This window comes from Pseudomonas sp. MF08875 (genome assembly GCF_059862525.1).
On sequence record NZ_JCBCUW010000027.1, the window covers coordinates 15,773 to 30,328 of the forward strand.

The following is a 14,556-nucleotide window of genomic DNA, read 5'->3' on the forward strand; positions in this document are numbered from 1 at the left end:
GGCCCTCGTTCACCAGGGTGCAGTCGGATGCATGTCGATGAGCCCACCCTGATCCATTGGGGGCGGTGTAGCCCATGACGCCCTTACTTGAGCAACAACTCAAACGCCGCCAACGGCAGCGGCCGGCTGTGCAGGTAGCCTTGGTAGAGGTGACAGCCCAGGCCCTGGAGGAAGTCCAGTTGTTCCTGGGTTTCCACGCCTTCGGCGATCACCGCCAGGTGCAGGCTCAGGGCCATGGCGACGATGGCGCGGATGATTTCTGCGTCGTTGGGGTCGTGGGTGGCATCGCGCACGAAGGACTGGTCGATTTTCAGCGCGTCCACCGGCAGGCGCTTGAGGTAGGTCAGGGAGGAGTAACCGGTGCCGAAGTCGTCCATGGCAAAGCTGACGCCCAGTTTTTTCAAGCGGCGCATTTTGTTGATGGTGTCGTCCAGGTTCTGGATCACGATGCCTTCGGTGATTTCCAGTTTCAGCAGGCCGAAGGGCAATTGGTGGCTGCGCAGGCTGTGTTCGATGCGTTCGACAAAGTCGTTCTGGCGGAACTGGCGCGGGCTGATGTTCACGCACAGGCTGAAATCCTGTGGGTCGATCAGGTGTTGGTCGATTAGGTGGCGGAAGGCCCGGCAGGCCTCGTCGAGGATCCAGGTGCCGACTTCGAGTATCAGGCCGCTGTCTTCCAGGACCTTGATGAATTCGTTCGGCGACTGCGCGCCCAGTTGTGGGTGTTGCCAGCGCAGCAGGGCTTCGGCGCCGACGATGCGGTGGCCGCGGGCGTCTATCTGCGGCTGGTAGTGCAGGCTGAATTCGCCCCGGGCCAGGGCCAGGCGCAGGTCGGTTTCCATGCGCAGGCGTTCGCTGGCGGCTTTTTGCATGGTGGTGTGGAACATCTGCGTGGTGTTGCGCCCCGAATCTTTGGCGCGGTACAGGGCGATGTCGGCGCGTTTGAGCAGGTCGGCCGGGGTGGAGCCGTGGTCGGGGATCAGGGCGATACCGATGCTGGGGGTGACCTGTAGGCGCTGGCCGTCAAGGAACATAGGCTCAGACAGCAATTCGCGCAGGGTGTCGGCCACTTGCCGCACCTGGGCGCTGACCTCGCCGCGTGAACCTTCCAGGCCACTGAGCAGCACCACGAACTCGTCTCCCCCTAAGCGCGCCACAGTGTCTTCCATGCGCACGCTGGCTTCCAGGCGCGCGGTGACGATTTTCAGCACGGTGTCGCCCACCGGGTGGCCGAGGGAATCGTTGATGTGCTTGAAGTGGTCCAGGTCGAGGAACAGCAGGGCGCCGCGCAGGTTATGGCGCTTGAGCAGGGCGATCTGCTGGCTCAGGCGATCCATCAGCAGGGCGCGGTTGGGCAGGTTGGTCAGCGGGTCGTGGTAGGCCAGGTGGCGGATCTGCGCTTCGGCATTCTTCAACAGGCTGACGTCCCGCGCGGTCAGTAGCAGGCACGGCACCTCGTTGAGAGTGATGGGCTCCACCGAGACTTCCACGATAAGGGGTTCGCCGCGCTTGTTGCGCCCGAGCATCTCCTGATGATGTACCCGGCCCTTGGCCCGTAGTTCTGCCAACAGGTCGGCGCGTTGTTTTTCTTCTGCCCAGATACCCACTTGGTAAGCGGTACGGCCGATCACCTCGTCGGCGCGGTAGCCGGTGAGGCGGCAGAAGCCATCGTTGACTTCCAGGTAGCGGCCGCTGTCGCGCTCGGTAATGGTGATGGCGTCGGGGCTGGAGTGAAAGGCCTTGGCGAATTTCTCTTCGCTGGCCTTGAGCGCGGCTTCGGAGCGTTGTTGCTGGGTGATGTCGCGCAGGGTGGTGACGCTGCACGGCTGGTTACCGACGCTTATCTGGCGGCTGGAGATCACGCACGTCAGGGCCCGGCCGTCCTTGTGGTGAACGACAATGGCGACATTGGTCAGTGCTTGCTCGCGGATCACTTGCTCGATGCGTTGCTGACGTTGCCCGGTGTTGCCCCACAGGCCGATCTGGTCGGCGCTGCGTGCCATCACGTCGGCGGCGGTCCAGCCGAAGGTCTGGGTGAACGCGGAGTTGATTTCGATGAATTGGCCGGTGTCCTGGCGGGTGACGCAAATCGGGTCCGGGCTGACCTGGAACAGGCTGGCGAATTTCTCCTCGGAAGCCACCAGGCGTTGTTCGCGCTCGACCTGGTCGGTGATGTCCAGCAGGGTGCCCGCCATGCGCAGCGGCGCGCCGTGTTCGTCGCGGTAGAGGCGGGCGCGGCTTTCCAGGTAGCGCGAGCTGCCGTCGGCCAGTTGCACGCGGTAGGTCAGTTGGTAGTTGCCGGCCGGGCCCTCGCGTAGGCTGCGATAGGCGTTGCGCATGCTGTCGCGTTCTTCGCCGGGCACGCCCTCGAAAAAGGCGTCGAAGGATTCGTGGAAGGGGATCGGGTCCAGGCCATGCAACTGCGCGGCGCGGGCCGAACCGTAGAGCATGCCGCTGGGAATGTGCCAGTCCCAGGTGCCCAATTGCGCCGATTCCAGGGCCAGGTCCAAGCGTTCCTGGCTGTCCTTGAGGGCGTGCTCGGCGTTCTTGCGTTCGCTGGTGTCGAGAAAGGTACTGAGCAGGTAAGGCTGGCCTTCCAACTCGACTTTTTGCGCACTGAGGATGCCGTCGTGCAGTTGCCCGCTGCGGGCGCGGAACTGCACTTCCATGCTGACCAGCTCGCCCTTGGCGTGGGTAGCGTGGATCAGGTGCGCGCGTTGCTCGGGATGAACCCACAGGCCCAGTTCCAGGGTCGTGCGGCCAATCACATCCTTGGCGGGCCAGCCGAACAGGCTCTCGAAATACTGGTTGGCTTCGCTTATCAGGCCGTCTTCCTGGCGGGTCAGCAGCACCATGTTGGGGGACAGTTGGAACAGGGTCGCGAAACGCTTTTCCGAGCTGCTCAAGGCCTGTTCGCGTTGGCGTTGGTGGGTGACTTCGCGGATCACGCCGATCATGCGCGGTTTGCCGTTTTTATCCGGGAGCAGGCTGCCGTTGATTTCCAGCCAGTGCAGGCTGCCGTCCGGCCAGCAGATGCGGTGGTGCATGGCTTGCTCCAGCGGCGCGCCGGCCAGCACGGCGTGAATGGCGCGCAGGGTTTTGGCGCGATCCTGCGGGGGGAGCAGGTCCAGGTAGTTGAGGTCGGCCGGTAAGGGTTGCTTGGGGTCGAAGCCGAACAGCGCCTGGGTGCCCCGCGACCAACTGATCTGCCCACTCTCGATGTCCCAATACCAGGCGCCCAAGCGGGCGCCATTGAGCGCGGCGAGCAACTGCGGCGCACTTTCCCAGCTCTGCTCCGAGGTATGCGGGTCGAGGGCCTGGATGCGTGGCATGGGCGGAACACGGTCAGCGGGTGTGTGCATTGAGAGCAGGCCTTAGGCTGAATAAAGCGTTTAGCGCAAGGGTTTCAGGGCATGGCTCAGGCGATGGATGCCGGCTTGCGTGGCAGATCGATCTGGGCATCCAGTAAGGCCATGAAAGCCCGCGCAGCATTCGACAGCGTCCTTTCGGTGTGCAGGATATAGCCTAGCTGGCGCGTAAGCTGTATGCCCGGCAACGGAATGCGCGCCACTTGGTCGTCCAGCATGGTCCGCGGCAGCACACTCCAGGCCAAGCCAATGGAGACCATCATTTTTATGGTTTCCAGATAGTTAGTGCTCATGGCGATGTTCGGCGTCAAGCCCTGGGTTTCAAACAGGCGATGGACAATATGGTGGGTAAAGGTGTTGCCGCCGGGAAACACCGCCGGGTGCGAGGCGATATCCGTCAGGCTGACCGCACCGTTGCTCGCCAGCGAGTGCTCGGGGGCAGCGACGAAATCCAGTGGGTCGTCCCACACCGGCGTGGCGCGCACCAGCGAGTGAGGCTCCGGGGCCAGGGTGATGACCGCCAGTTCCGCACGGCCGTGGAGAATTTCCTCGTAGGCCACTTCCGAATCGAGAAACTGAATATCCAGTGCCACCTGTGGGTATTGCCGGGTGAAGGCCCGCAGCAAGGGTGGCAAGCGATGCAGGCCGATGTGATGGCTGGTGGCCAAGGTCAGGCGCCCGGTCACTTCGCCGGTCAGGTTGGTCAGGGCGCGGCGGGTGTCGTCCAGCACATTGAGGATCTGGTAGGCCCGTGGCAGCAAGGCGCGCCCGGCTTCGGTCAGGCTCACTTCGCGGCCCAGGCGATCGAACAGGCGCACATTCAATTGCTGCTCAAGGCCTGCGATGCGTTTGCTGATGGCCGGTTGGGTCAGGTGCAGGTGTTCGCCGGCGCCGGAGAAGCTGCCGGTTTCGGCGATGGCGATAAAGGCATTGAGGTTGGCCAGGTCCATGGTTGTATTCCAGATGGTTATCCAAAGCATAAAAAATATGAATTTGAGTTATTCAATGTAACGCCATAGGATCGACCTCACAAGCCAAAGGGTTATTGAGCCGCTTCAAGGCCTGGGGCATAGAAGATAGATACGCGCTGATGAGGACCGTCTGATGGCTGGCAAGACGCTTTACGACAAGCTCTGGGATTCCCACGAAGTGAAACGACGCGACGACGGTTCGTCGCTGATCTACATCGATCGTCACATCATCCACGAAGTGACCTCGCCCCAAGCTTTCGAAGGCCTGCGCCTGGCCGGGCGCAAGCCTTGGCGCGTTGACTCGATCATCGCCACCCCCGATCACAACGTGCCGACCACCCCGGACCGCAAGGGCGGGATCGAGGCCATTACCGACCAGGTGTCGCGCCTGCAAGTGCAGACCCTGGACGACTACTGCGACGAGTACGGCATCACCGAGTTCAAGATGAACGACGTGCGCCAGGGCATCGTCCACGTCATCGGCCCGGAGCAGGGCGCAACCTTGCCGGGTATGACCGTGGTCTGCGGTGACTCCCACACCTCCACCCACGGCGCCTTCGGTGCGCTGGCCCACGGCATCGGCACCTCCGAGGTGGAGCATGTGTTCGCTACCCAGTGCCTGGTGGCGAAAAAGATGAAGAACATGCTGGTGCGCGTCGAAGGGCAATTGCCGTTCGGCGTCACCGCCAAGGACATTGTCCTCGCGGTGATCGGCAAGATCGGCACCGCCGGCGGCAATGGCCACGCCATCGAGTTCGCCGGCAGCGCGATTCGCGACCTGTCGGTCGAAGGCCGCATGACCATCTGCAACATGTCCATCGAGGCCGGTGCCCGCGTGGGCCTGGTGGCGGCGGACGAAAAAACCGTGGCCTACGTTAAGGTCCGCCCGTTCTCGCCCAAGGGCGCGGAATGGGACCTGGCGGTAGAAGCCTGGAAAGACCTGGTGTCTGACGCCGATGCGGTGTTCGACACGGTGGTCGAACTCGACGCAACGCAGATCAAGCCGCAAGTCAGTTGGGGCACCTCGCCGGAGATGGTGTTGGCAGTGGACCAGAACGTGCCCGATCCGGCCCGCGAACCGGACCTGGTCAAGCGCGGTTCCATCGAGCGCGCCTTGAAGTACATGGGCCTGTCGGCCAACCAGGCGATCACCGATATCCAGCTCGATCGCGTGTTCATCGGTTCGTGCACCAACTCGCGGATCGAAGACTTGCGCGCCGCAGCGGTCATCGCCAAGGGCCGCAAAGTGGCGTCCACCATCAAGCAGGCCATCGTGGTCCCGGGTTCCGGCTTGGTGAAGGCCCAGGCCGAAGCCGAAGGCCTGGACAAGATTTTCCTCGACGCCGGTTTTGAATGGCGCGAGCCGGGTTGCTCCATGTGCCTGGCGATGAACCCGGACCGCTTGGAATCAGGCGAGCATTGCGCCTCGACCTCCAACCGCAACTTCGAGGGGCGCCAAGGCGCCGGTGGCCGCACCCACCTCGTCAGCCCGGCCATGGCTGCGGCGGCGGCAGTGAACGGTCGTTTCATCGACGTTCGTGAATTGATCTGAGGAGTTACCGATGAGAGCTTTTACCCAGCACACAGGTTTGGTCGCGCCATTGGATCGGGCCAACGTCGATACCGACCAGATCATTCCCAAGCAATTTCTCAAGTCGATCAAGCGCACCGGTTTCGGCCCCAACCTGTTCGATGAGTGGCGCTACCTGGACGTGGGCTACGCCTACCAGGACAACTCCAAGCGCCCGCTGAACAAGGATTTCGTGCTCAACGCCGAGCGTTACCAGGGCGCCAGCGTCCTGTTGGCCCGGGAGAACTTCGGCTGCGGCTCCAGCCGCGAACACGCGCCCTGGGCCCTGGAAGAGTACGGTTTTCGCAGCATCATCGCGCCCAGCTACGCCGATATCTTCTTCAACAACAGCTTCAAGAACGGCTTGCTGCCGATCATCCTCAGCGACGCCGAAGTCGATGAGTTGTTCCAGCAAGTCGAGGCCAACCCCGGCTACCAGTTGACCATCGACCTGGCCGCGCAAACCGTGACCCGCCCGGACGGCAAGGTCTACCACTTCGAGCTCGATGCGTTTCGCAAGCACTGCTTGATTAATGGCCTGGACGACATCGGCCTGACCTTGCAGGACGGCGACGCCATTGCCGCGTTCGAGGCCAAGCACCGGGCGAGCCAGCCGTGGCTGTTTCGCGATGCTTGATGTGCGGTAGATCGCCCTGACGCCTTCGCGGGCAGGCCCGCTCCCACCGGCCGATGCGCGAATGCAGTCAAGTGGGGGAGCGGGCTTGCCCGCGATAGCGCCAGTATCCATGCCACAAACCCAAGGAACTCATCATGACCACCGCCCACACCCAAGTCGTGCAAAAGCAGTTCGGCGAACAGGCCTCGGCCTACCTGAGCAGCGCAGTTCACGCCCAGGGCACTGAATTCGCGCTGCTCCAGGCCGAACTGGCCGGGCAGGGCGAGGCGCGCTTGCTGGACCTGGGCTGCGGTGCCGGGCATGTGAGCTTCCATGTGGCGCCGTTGGTCAAGGAAGTGGTCGCCTACGACCTCTCCCAGCAGATGCTCGACGTGGTGGCCGCCGCCGCAGTAGATCGTGGCCTGGGCAACATCGGCACCGTACAGGGCGCTGCCGAGCGCTTGCCGTTTGCCGATGGCGAGTTCGATTTCGTGTTCAGCCGCTATTCGGCCCACCACTGGAGCGACCTGGGCCTGGCGCTGCGGGAAGTGCGCCGGGTGCTCAAGCCCGGTGGCGTGGCGGCATTCGTCGATGTGTTGTCGCCGGGCAGCCCGTTGCTCGACACCTACCTGCAAAGCGTCGAGGTACTGCGCGACACCAGCCACGTGCGCGATTACGATGCTGGCCAGTGGCTGCGCCAGGTCAGCGACGCCGGCCTGCATGTGCGCAGCACCTCGCGCCAGCGCCTGCGGTTGGAGTACAGCTCCTGGGTGGCGCGGATGCGCACGCCCGAGGCCTTGTGCGTAGCGATCCGCCAGTTGCAGCAGGCCATGGGCCAGGAAGTGCGCGACTACTTCGAGATCGAGGCCGACGGCTCCTTCAGTACCGACGTGCTGGTGCTGTGGGCCGAGCGCTAGGCACACACCTAAATTTTTCCGGACGGGCCCGCGGGCCGGTCGCTAGATAACAAGAGGAAAGCATGAGCAAGCAGATTCTGATTCTCCCGGGTGACGGCATTGGTCCGGAAATCATGGCCGAAGCGGTCAAAGTCCTGGAACTGGCCAACCACAAGTATGCCTTGGGCTTCGAGCTGAGCCACGACGTGATCGGTGGCGCGGCCATCGACAAGCACGGCGTGCCCCTGGCCGACGAAACCCTGGACCGCGCCCGCGCCGCTGACGCGGTCCTGCTGGGTGCCGTGGGTGGGCCGAAATGGGACAAGATCGAGCGCGACATCCGCCCTGAGCGCGGTCTGCTGAAAATCCGTGCGCAACTGGGCCTGTTCGGCAACCTGCGCCCGGCGATCCTTTACCCGCAACTGGCCGACGCCTCAAGCCTGAAACCGGAAATCGTCTCGGGCCTGGACATCCTTATCGTCCGCGAGCTGACCGGCGGCATCTACTTCGGCGCGCCCCGTGGCACCCGCACCCTGGAAAACGGCGAGCGCCAGGCCTACGACACCCTGCCGTACAGCGAAAGCGAGATCCGCCGCATCGCCCGCGTGGGCTTTGACATGGCCCGGGTGCGCGGCAAGAAAGTCTGCTCGGTGGACAAGGCCAACGTGCTGGCCTCCAGCCAACTGTGGCGCGAAATCGTCGAGCAAGTGGCCCAGGACTACCCGGACGTCGAACTGAGCCACATGTACGTGGACAACGCCGCCATGCAACTGGTGCGCGCGCCCAAGCAGTTCGACGTGATCGTCACCGACAACCTGTTCGGCGACATTCTGTCTGACCAGGCGTCAATGCTCACCGGCTCCATCGGCATGCTGCCCTCGGCCTCCCTGGATGCCAACAACAAGGGCATGTACGAGCCGTGCCACGGTTCGGCGCCGGATATCGCGGGCCAGGGCATTGCCAACCCGCTGGCAACCATTTTGTCGGTGTCGATGATGTTGCGTTACAGCTTCAATCTGAACGCCGCCGCCGATGCCATCGAGCAGGCCGTCAGCCAGGTGCTGGACCAGGGCTTGCGCACCGGAGATATCTGGTCGGCCGGTTGCACTAAAGTCGGGACGCAGGAAATGGGCGACGCAGTAGTCGCCGCGCTGCGGAATCTGTAATCTCTCGGGCCGCGCTTGGCGCCGATGGCGGCGAGCGAGCCCACTTTTTAACAAGGTGTAGTTGCGATGAAACGTGTAGGTCTGATCGGTTGGCGCGGCATGGTCGGTTCCGTGCTCATGCAGCGGATGCTGGAAGAGCAGGACTTCGATCTTATCGAACCGGTGTTTTTCACCACTTCCAATGTCGGTGGCCAAGGCCCGTCCGTGGGCAAGGACATTGCCCCGCTCAAGGACGCGTACAGCATTGAAGAGCTGAAAACCCTCGACGTGATCCTGACCTGCCAGGGCGGCGACTACACCAGCGAAGTCTTCCCCAAGCTGCGCGAAGCGGGCTGGCAGGGCTACTGGATCGACGCCGCGTCCAGCCTGCGCATGCAGGACGACGCCGTGATCGTGCTGGACCCGGTGAACCGCAAGGTCATCGACCAGCAACTCGACGCGGGCACCAAGAACTATATCGGCGGCAACTGCACCGTCAGCCTGATGCTCATGGGCCTGGGCGGCCTGTTCGAGGCTGGCCTGGTGGAATGGATGAGCGCCATGACCTATCAGGCGGCCTCCGGTGCCGGCGCGCAGAACATGCGCGAACTGATTAAGCAGATGGGCGCGACCCACGCTGCGGTCGCCGATCAACTGGCCGACCCGGCCAGCGCCATCCTCGATATCGACCGGCGTGTGGCCGAAGCCATGCGCAGCGAAGCCTACCCGACCGAAAACTTCGGCGTACCGCTGGCGGGCAGCCTGATTCCGTGGATCGACAAGGAACTGCCTAACGGCCAGAGCCGCGAAGAGTGGAAGGCCCAGGCCGAAACCAACAAGATCCTGGGCCGCTTCAAGAGCCCGATCCCGGTGGACGGCATCTGCGTGCGCATCGGCGCGATGCGCTGCCACAGCCAGGCGCTGACCATCAAGCTCAACAAAGACGTGCCGATCGCCGATATCGAAGGGCTTATCAGCCAGCACAACCCGTGGGTCAAACTGGTGCCGAACCAACGCGATATCAGCATGCAGGAGCTGAGCCCGACCAAGGTCACCGGCACCCTGAATGTACCCGTGGGCCGCTTGCGCAAACTGAACATGGGCACTCAGTACCTGGGCGCGTTCACCGTCGGCGACCAGTTGTTGTGGGGCGCGGCGGAACCGCTGCGGCGCATGCTGCGGATCCTACTGGAGCGTTGATCCTTTCGTGTTGTAGAAGAACCCGCGCCTTGCAAGAAGCGCGGGTTTTTTTATGGCGCAATGGGTTTGCCCGCGATGGCCTTTAATTGCCTGCATGCCACCCACCCGGTAAAGTGCCGCTCCCCCCGTTTCGCCTGAGGTAAACCCCATGAGCCAGTCCTTTGATATCGCCGTGATCGGCGCCACCGGCACGGTCGGCGAAACCCTGGTGCAGATCCTCGAAGAGCGCGACTTCCCGGTGGGCGACCTGCATTTGCTGGCCAGCAGCGAGTCGGCGGGGCACTCGCTGCCGTTTCGTGGGAAAAACCTGCGGGTGCGGGAAGTGGATGAGTTCGATTTCGCCAAGGTGCAACTGGTGTTCTTCGCCGCCGGCCCGGCCGTCACCCTGAGCTTCGCGCCGCGTGCGACCGCAGCGGGATGCGCAGTGATCGACCTGTCCGGCGCCTTGCCCGCCGAGCAGGCACCCCAGGTGGTGCCGGAGGTCAATGGCCAGGTACTGGCGAGCCTGGCCAAGCCGCTTCAAGTCAGCAGCCCCAGCCCTTCGGCCACCAGCCTGGCCGTGGTGCTGGCACCCTTGCAGAGCGTGCTCGACATCCAGCGGGTCAGCCTGACGGCCAGCCTCGCGGTCTCTGCCCAGGGGCGCGACGCGGTGAAGGAGTTGGCCCGGCAAACCGCCGAGTTGCTCAATGTCCGCCCGTTGGAGCCCAAGTTCTTTGACCGGCAGATGGCGTTCAACCTGCTGGCCCAGGTTGGCAAGCCGGACGCCCAGGGCCACACCCTCCTGGAAAAACGCCTGGTGCGCGAACTGCGCGACGTTCTGGCGCAGCCTTTATTGAAGATTTCCGTGACTTGCGTTCAAGCGCCGGTGTTTTTTGGCGATAGCTTTACTGTCAGCCTGCAATGTGCGGCGGCGGTGGACCTGGGCAAGGTCAACCAGGCCCTGGAAAACGCACCGGGCATCGAACTGGTGGAGGCCGGCGATTATCCGACCGCGGTGGGCGATGCGGTAGGGCAGGACGTGGTCTACGTTGGCCGGGTTCGCCACGGTGTGGACGACGCGACGGAACTCAACCTGTGGCTGACCTGCGACAACGTGCGCAAAGGCGCGGCGCTCAACGCCGTGCAAGTGGCTGAGTTGTTGATAAAAGACCTGCTGTAAAAGATACTTGGCGCCAATTTACCGAATGTTTCTGACCAGGCGCTATGCTTGGCCGAACCGGGCCTCCCGCGGGGCCCGCAGCTTCACGGAATTAATCGCGCGCACGTTCCCTACAAGGCTGCGCGCAGTGCCTTACGGCAGCGGCTACTAAACCTTCTCGCTGGCCGAGGAATGTTCAACAAAGGATGAGGCTATGGTTCAAGTTCGCAAACTGGTGCTGGCAATTGCGGCCGCCTCGGCGCTGTCCTCTGGCGTGGCGCAGGCCCTTGGCCTGGGTGAGCTGACCCTCAAGTCAGCCCCGGCCCAACCGCTGGTGGCAGAGATCGAACTGCTGGACGTCAAGGACCTCACCGCCGCCGAAGTGGTGCCCAGCCTCGCCTCGCCGCAAGACTTCAGCAAGGCCGGTGTCGACCGCCAGGCCTTTCTTGATGAACTGCGTTTCACCACGGTGCTCAACCCTGGCGGCAAAAGCGTGCTGCGGGTGACGTCGAGCAAACCGCTCACCGAGCCCATGGTCAAGTTCCTGGTGCAAGTGATGTGGCCCAACGGCCGCTTGCTGCGTGATTACAGCGTGCTGCTCGACCCGTCCAAGTTCTCCCCGCAAGCCGCCGATGCTGCGGCCCAGCCTGCACCAGCGCAAGCGGTCAACCCGACGGCGGCCCCAGTCACCGCGCCCGGCAAACCGGCGCAGCACACCACCCGCGCCCGCGACACCCTCTGGGAAATCGCGGCCAAGGCGCGCAATGGCGGTTCGATCCAGCAAACCATGCTGGCGATCCAGGCGCTGAACCCCGATGCCTTCGTCGATGGCAACATCAATCGCCTGAAAACCGGCCAGGTCTTGCGCCTGCCGGATACCACCCAAAGCACTGCCCTGGCGCAACCGGCCGCCGTCGCCGAGGTGAATGCCCAATATGTGGCCTGGCGTCAGGGCCGCCGCGCGGCGCGGGCGCAACCGCTGGACGCCACCAAGCGTGCGCGGGCCACCGTCGCCCCCAGCCAAGGGCCGAAGACGGACAAGCTGAGTTTGGTTTCGGCCAACTCCGGCAAGGGCGGCAACGACAGCAAGGCGTTGAGCGACAAGCTTGCGGTGACCCAGGAAAGCCTCGATGCCAGCCGCCGCGACAATGCCGAGCTGAAAAGCCGCATGGCCGACCTGCAAAGTCAACTGGACAAGCTCCAGCGCCTGATTGAACTGAAAAACGACCAATTGGCCAAGTTGCAGGCCGAAGGTTCCGCCCCAGCGACAGCGGCCGTGGCCAGCGCCCCGAGCCCAGGCAATCCGGCAATGCCGGCCGAACTGGTTGCTCAGCCTGCCCCTGTGGCCACTGTGGCGCCGGCCCCTGAACCGGTAGCCCCAGCGGCGAGCGAGGAGGCGAAGTACAACGATTTGCTGACCAATCCGTTGCTGTTGGGCCTGGTGGGTGGCGGCGCGGTGATCCTGCTTCTGCTGTTGTTGTTGCTGGCCCGTCGCCGCAAGGCGCAGCAAGAAGCGGAAAAGCACCTGCGCATGGCCCGTGCCCTGGCCGAAGAGTCCGACCTGTCCTCGGACATGGACCTGCCGCAAAGCAGCTTCGAAGGCCTTGACGTTCCCCCGCCGAGCGTCAACCTCGCTCCAGCTCCAGCTCCAGCTCCAGCTCCAGCTCCAGCTCCAGCTCCAGCTCCAGCTCCGGTGATCGCGCCGGTGGTGGTGCAGGCGCCGATTGCCGCGCCCCTGGTGGCGCCGGCCGCCGAGCGTTCCGACGACGTGCTGGCCCAGGCCCAATCCCATATCGCCAACGGTCGCCTGAACCAGGCTGCCGAGTTGCTTGAAGAAGCCATCAAGCAAGAGCCGCAACGCAGCGACCTGCGCCTGAAACTGATGGAAGTCTACGGCGAGCAGGGCGACCGCGACGCGTTCGTGGTGCAAGAGCGCCAGTTGGTGGCTAACGGTAAGAACTTTGCCGAAGTCGAACAGCTCAAGGCCCGTTTCCCGGCCATGGCAGTGGCGGCGCTCGGTGCGGCGGCAGTGGCGGCTGAGCTCGACGCCCAGTACGTCAAGGAGCTGCTGCAAGATGAGCCCGCAGCGGCCCCGGCGCCTGCCGTGGCTTCTTCGGATGAGCTGGACGCTGACTTCGACCTGAGCCTGGATGACCTGGAAGCGGCATCGCCCGCTACTGTCGCCTCGGTGCCGGAGCTGGAAGCCTTCCCGCTGGACGACGACCTGAGTTTCGAGTCGGTGCTGGCGCAGCAGACCGAAGCCAAGGAAAGCCTGGACGACCTGTCGGATTTTGACTTCGACCTGGGTGCCGACCTGCCTGAGGAAGCCCTGGCCGACGAAGACCTGCTGAGCCTGGATGACGAGTTCAAAGACCTGTCGGCCGCCGAGGTGCCGACGGTCACCCAAGCCGCTCTGGATGATTTGGATTTACCCGCCGACTTTGACCTGTCCCTGTCCGACGAGCTGGACGTTCAGGCGGAGCCGGATGCCTTCTCCGCTGAGTTGGATGACGTCAACGCCGAGCTGGATCGCTTGTCCCAGAGCATGGCCGAGCCGACCTTCACAGCCGACGACGCAGCCATGGGTGACGATTCGGAGTTCGACTTCCTCTCCGGCACAGATGAAGTAGCCACCAAACTCGACTTAGCCCAGGCGTATATCGACATGGGCGACAGTGCCGGTGCCCGGGACATCCTGGCCGAAGTGCTCACCGAGGGCGACGATGGCCAGCGCGGCGAAGCCAAGGCAATGCTCGATCGCCTGGCCTGATCCTGATGCAGGTACAGCCTCTGTGGGGGAGCGCCTGAGCGGCGCTCCCCCACAGTTTTTTCAGGTCAGCAAATCTTCATAAAACGCGCCAAACGCTCGGGTCGGGTGGGCGATCTGGATTTCCAGGATCCACAGGCCTACGTTCGGGCAGGCCTGGAAATCGCCCAGGTCACCCGCGCGATAGATGGCATGGGGGAAGTCGCTGACCCGGTGGCCCTTGATATCCAGATTAAGCACCCAGCCCATGGCGCTCGCCCGTTCGGCGGCGTAGGCGTAGAGCGCCGGGCCGGCGACGTGTTCGTCGCGCCAGTAGCGGTAAACCTCATCGAACAACGTCTTGGCCGCCACTGCACAGGCCTGCATTTCGGGGTCGCTGCCGGTGGTGAAGGTAGCGCCGCAGTCGCCTTCGTGGCGGTCCCAGACCACACCCAGGTCAATCAGGAAAATATCGTCCTCACCCAGGCGCGGGTCACCGTCGGAACGCTGCTTGAAGGTTTTTAGGGTGTTGGTACCGAAACGGATCAGCAGTGGGTGCCAGATGCGGTCCATGCCCAGTTCTTCCAGTACCTCAAAGCCCATGGTGCGGGCCGCGGACTCGAGCATGCCGGGGTGAATGCGCCGGGCCATTTCATCGATGGCTTCCCAGGTCTTGCGTTTGGCATGCAGCATGCCTTCCAGGCTATAAGCCGTGCCCACGGCTTCTTTCGGTATCGCGTTCATTGCATCAGGTCTCGGCGGTGGTTGTCGTTATATATATGTATATATAGCGAAAGCATGTGGCCCGCTGCAATCACCCTGGCTCAGCCTATCCGCCAACAAAAACACGGCGGAACATGGCGTCGGCCGGTAGCGGCCTTATAATGGCCGCCTTTGCGTCCCTCA

10 protein-coding genes are annotated in these 14,556 nt (G+C 63.5%); 7 read left to right on the forward strand and 3 right to left on the reverse strand.

All coding sequences use genetic code 11. The features are described from left to right. Positions 1–83: 83 nt before the first annotated feature. Both AC19YT_RS16810 and AC19YT_RS16815 read right to left on the reverse strand, forming a co-directional pair. Positions 84–3,362 (reverse strand): PAS domain S-box protein, encoded by a 3,279-nt coding sequence (locus tag AC19YT_RS16810; protein WP_500610659.1) that lies wholly within the window; start codon positions 3,360–3,362, stop codon positions 84–86. 56 nt (positions 3,363–3,418) lie between these two features. Continuing rightward, positions 3,419–4,318 (reverse strand): LysR family transcriptional regulator, encoded by a 900-nt coding sequence (locus AC19YT_RS16815; protein ID WP_500598316.1) that lies wholly within the window; start codon positions 4,316–4,318, stop codon positions 3,419–3,421. Positions 4,319–4,472: 154 nt separating this feature from the next. Here AC19YT_RS16815 and leuC point away from each other — a divergent pair, with 154 nt between their 5' ends. From leuC to AC19YT_RS16850, 7 genes are all read left to right on the forward strand, one after another. Further along, the gene (gene leuC / locus AC19YT_RS16820; protein WP_500610660.1) at positions 4,473–5,891 is read left to right on the forward strand and encodes a 3-isopropylmalate dehydratase large subunit; all 1,419 of its coding nucleotides are present in this window, start codon (positions 4,473–4,475) and stop codon (positions 5,889–5,891) included. Between the two features lie 10 nt (positions 5,892–5,901). Further along, positions 5,902–6,546 carry a 3-isopropylmalate dehydratase small subunit gene (gene leuD / locus AC19YT_RS16825; RefSeq protein WP_095107690.1) on the forward strand — a complete coding sequence of 215 codons (645 nt, stop codon included), beginning with the start codon at positions 5,902–5,904 and terminating at the stop codon, positions 6,544–6,546. A gap of 134 nt (positions 6,547–6,680) precedes the next feature. Next, positions 6,681–7,442, forward strand: coding sequence for a class I SAM-dependent methyltransferase (locus AC19YT_RS16830; RefSeq protein ID WP_500610661.1), 762 nt, complete (start codon positions 6,681–6,683; stop codon positions 7,440–7,442). 62 nt (positions 7,443–7,504) lie between these two features. Then, the gene (leuB, locus tag AC19YT_RS16835; protein WP_095107692.1) at positions 7,505–8,587 is read left to right on the forward strand and encodes a 3-isopropylmalate dehydrogenase; all 1,083 of its coding nucleotides are present in this window, start codon (positions 7,505–7,507) and stop codon (positions 8,585–8,587) included. A 66-nt stretch (positions 8,588–8,653) separates the two neighbouring features. Continuing rightward, a complete protein-coding gene (gene asd, locus AC19YT_RS16840; protein WP_095107693.1) occupies positions 8,654–9,766 on the forward strand; it encodes an aspartate-semialdehyde dehydrogenase in 1,113 nt (370 codons plus the stop codon). 148 nt (positions 9,767–9,914) lie between these two features. Beyond that, positions 9,915–10,925 (forward strand): aspartate-semialdehyde dehydrogenase, encoded by a 1,011-nt coding sequence (locus AC19YT_RS16845; RefSeq protein WP_095107694.1) that lies wholly within the window; start codon positions 9,915–9,917, stop codon positions 10,923–10,925. A 193-nt stretch (positions 10,926–11,118) separates the two neighbouring features. Then, positions 11,119–13,674: a FimV/HubP family polar landmark protein gene (locus AC19YT_RS16850; RefSeq protein ID WP_500610662.1), complete on the forward strand. Its 2,556-nt coding sequence runs from the start codon at positions 11,119–11,121 to the stop codon at positions 13,672–13,674. Between the two features lie 60 nt (positions 13,675–13,734). On the opposite strand, the gene AC19YT_RS16855 is transcribed toward AC19YT_RS16850, so the two are convergent. Then, positions 13,735–14,394, reverse strand: coding sequence for a M24 family metallopeptidase (locus AC19YT_RS16855; protein ID WP_500598311.1), 660 nt, complete (start codon positions 14,392–14,394; stop codon positions 13,735–13,737). Positions 14,395–14,556 lie beyond the last annotated feature (162 nt).

What these genes read in the sequence shown, in the direction of transcription:
- AC19YT_RS16810 (WP_500610659.1), bottom strand. Translation starts at nt 3,362, where the DNA reads ATGCACACACCCGCTGACCGTGTTCCGCCCATGCCACGCATCCAGGCC.
- AC19YT_RS16815 (WP_500598316.1), bottom strand. Translation starts at nt 4,318, where the DNA reads ATGGACCTGGCCAACCTCAATGCCTTTATCGCCATCGCCGAAACCGGC.
- leuC (WP_500610660.1), top strand. Translation starts at nt 4,473, where the DNA reads ATGGCTGGCAAGACGCTTTACGACAAGCTCTGGGATTCCCACGAAGTG.
- leuD (WP_095107690.1), top strand. Translation starts at nt 5,902, where the DNA reads ATGAGAGCTTTTACCCAGCACACAGGTTTGGTCGCGCCATTGGATCGG.
- AC19YT_RS16830 (WP_500610661.1), top strand. Translation starts at nt 6,681, where the DNA reads ATGACCACCGCCCACACCCAAGTCGTGCAAAAGCAGTTCGGCGAACAG.
- leuB (WP_095107692.1), top strand. Translation starts at nt 7,505, where the DNA reads ATGAGCAAGCAGATTCTGATTCTCCCGGGTGACGGCATTGGTCCGGAA.
- asd (WP_095107693.1), top strand. Translation starts at nt 8,654, where the DNA reads ATGAAACGTGTAGGTCTGATCGGTTGGCGCGGCATGGTCGGTTCCGTG.
- AC19YT_RS16845 (WP_095107694.1), top strand. Translation starts at nt 9,915, where the DNA reads ATGAGCCAGTCCTTTGATATCGCCGTGATCGGCGCCACCGGCACGGTC.
- AC19YT_RS16850 (WP_500610662.1), top strand. Translation starts at nt 11,119, where the DNA reads ATGGTTCAAGTTCGCAAACTGGTGCTGGCAATTGCGGCCGCCTCGGCG.
- AC19YT_RS16855 (WP_500598311.1), bottom strand. Translation starts at nt 14,394, where the DNA reads ATGAACGCGATACCGAAAGAAGCCGTGGGCACGGCTTATAGCCTGGAA.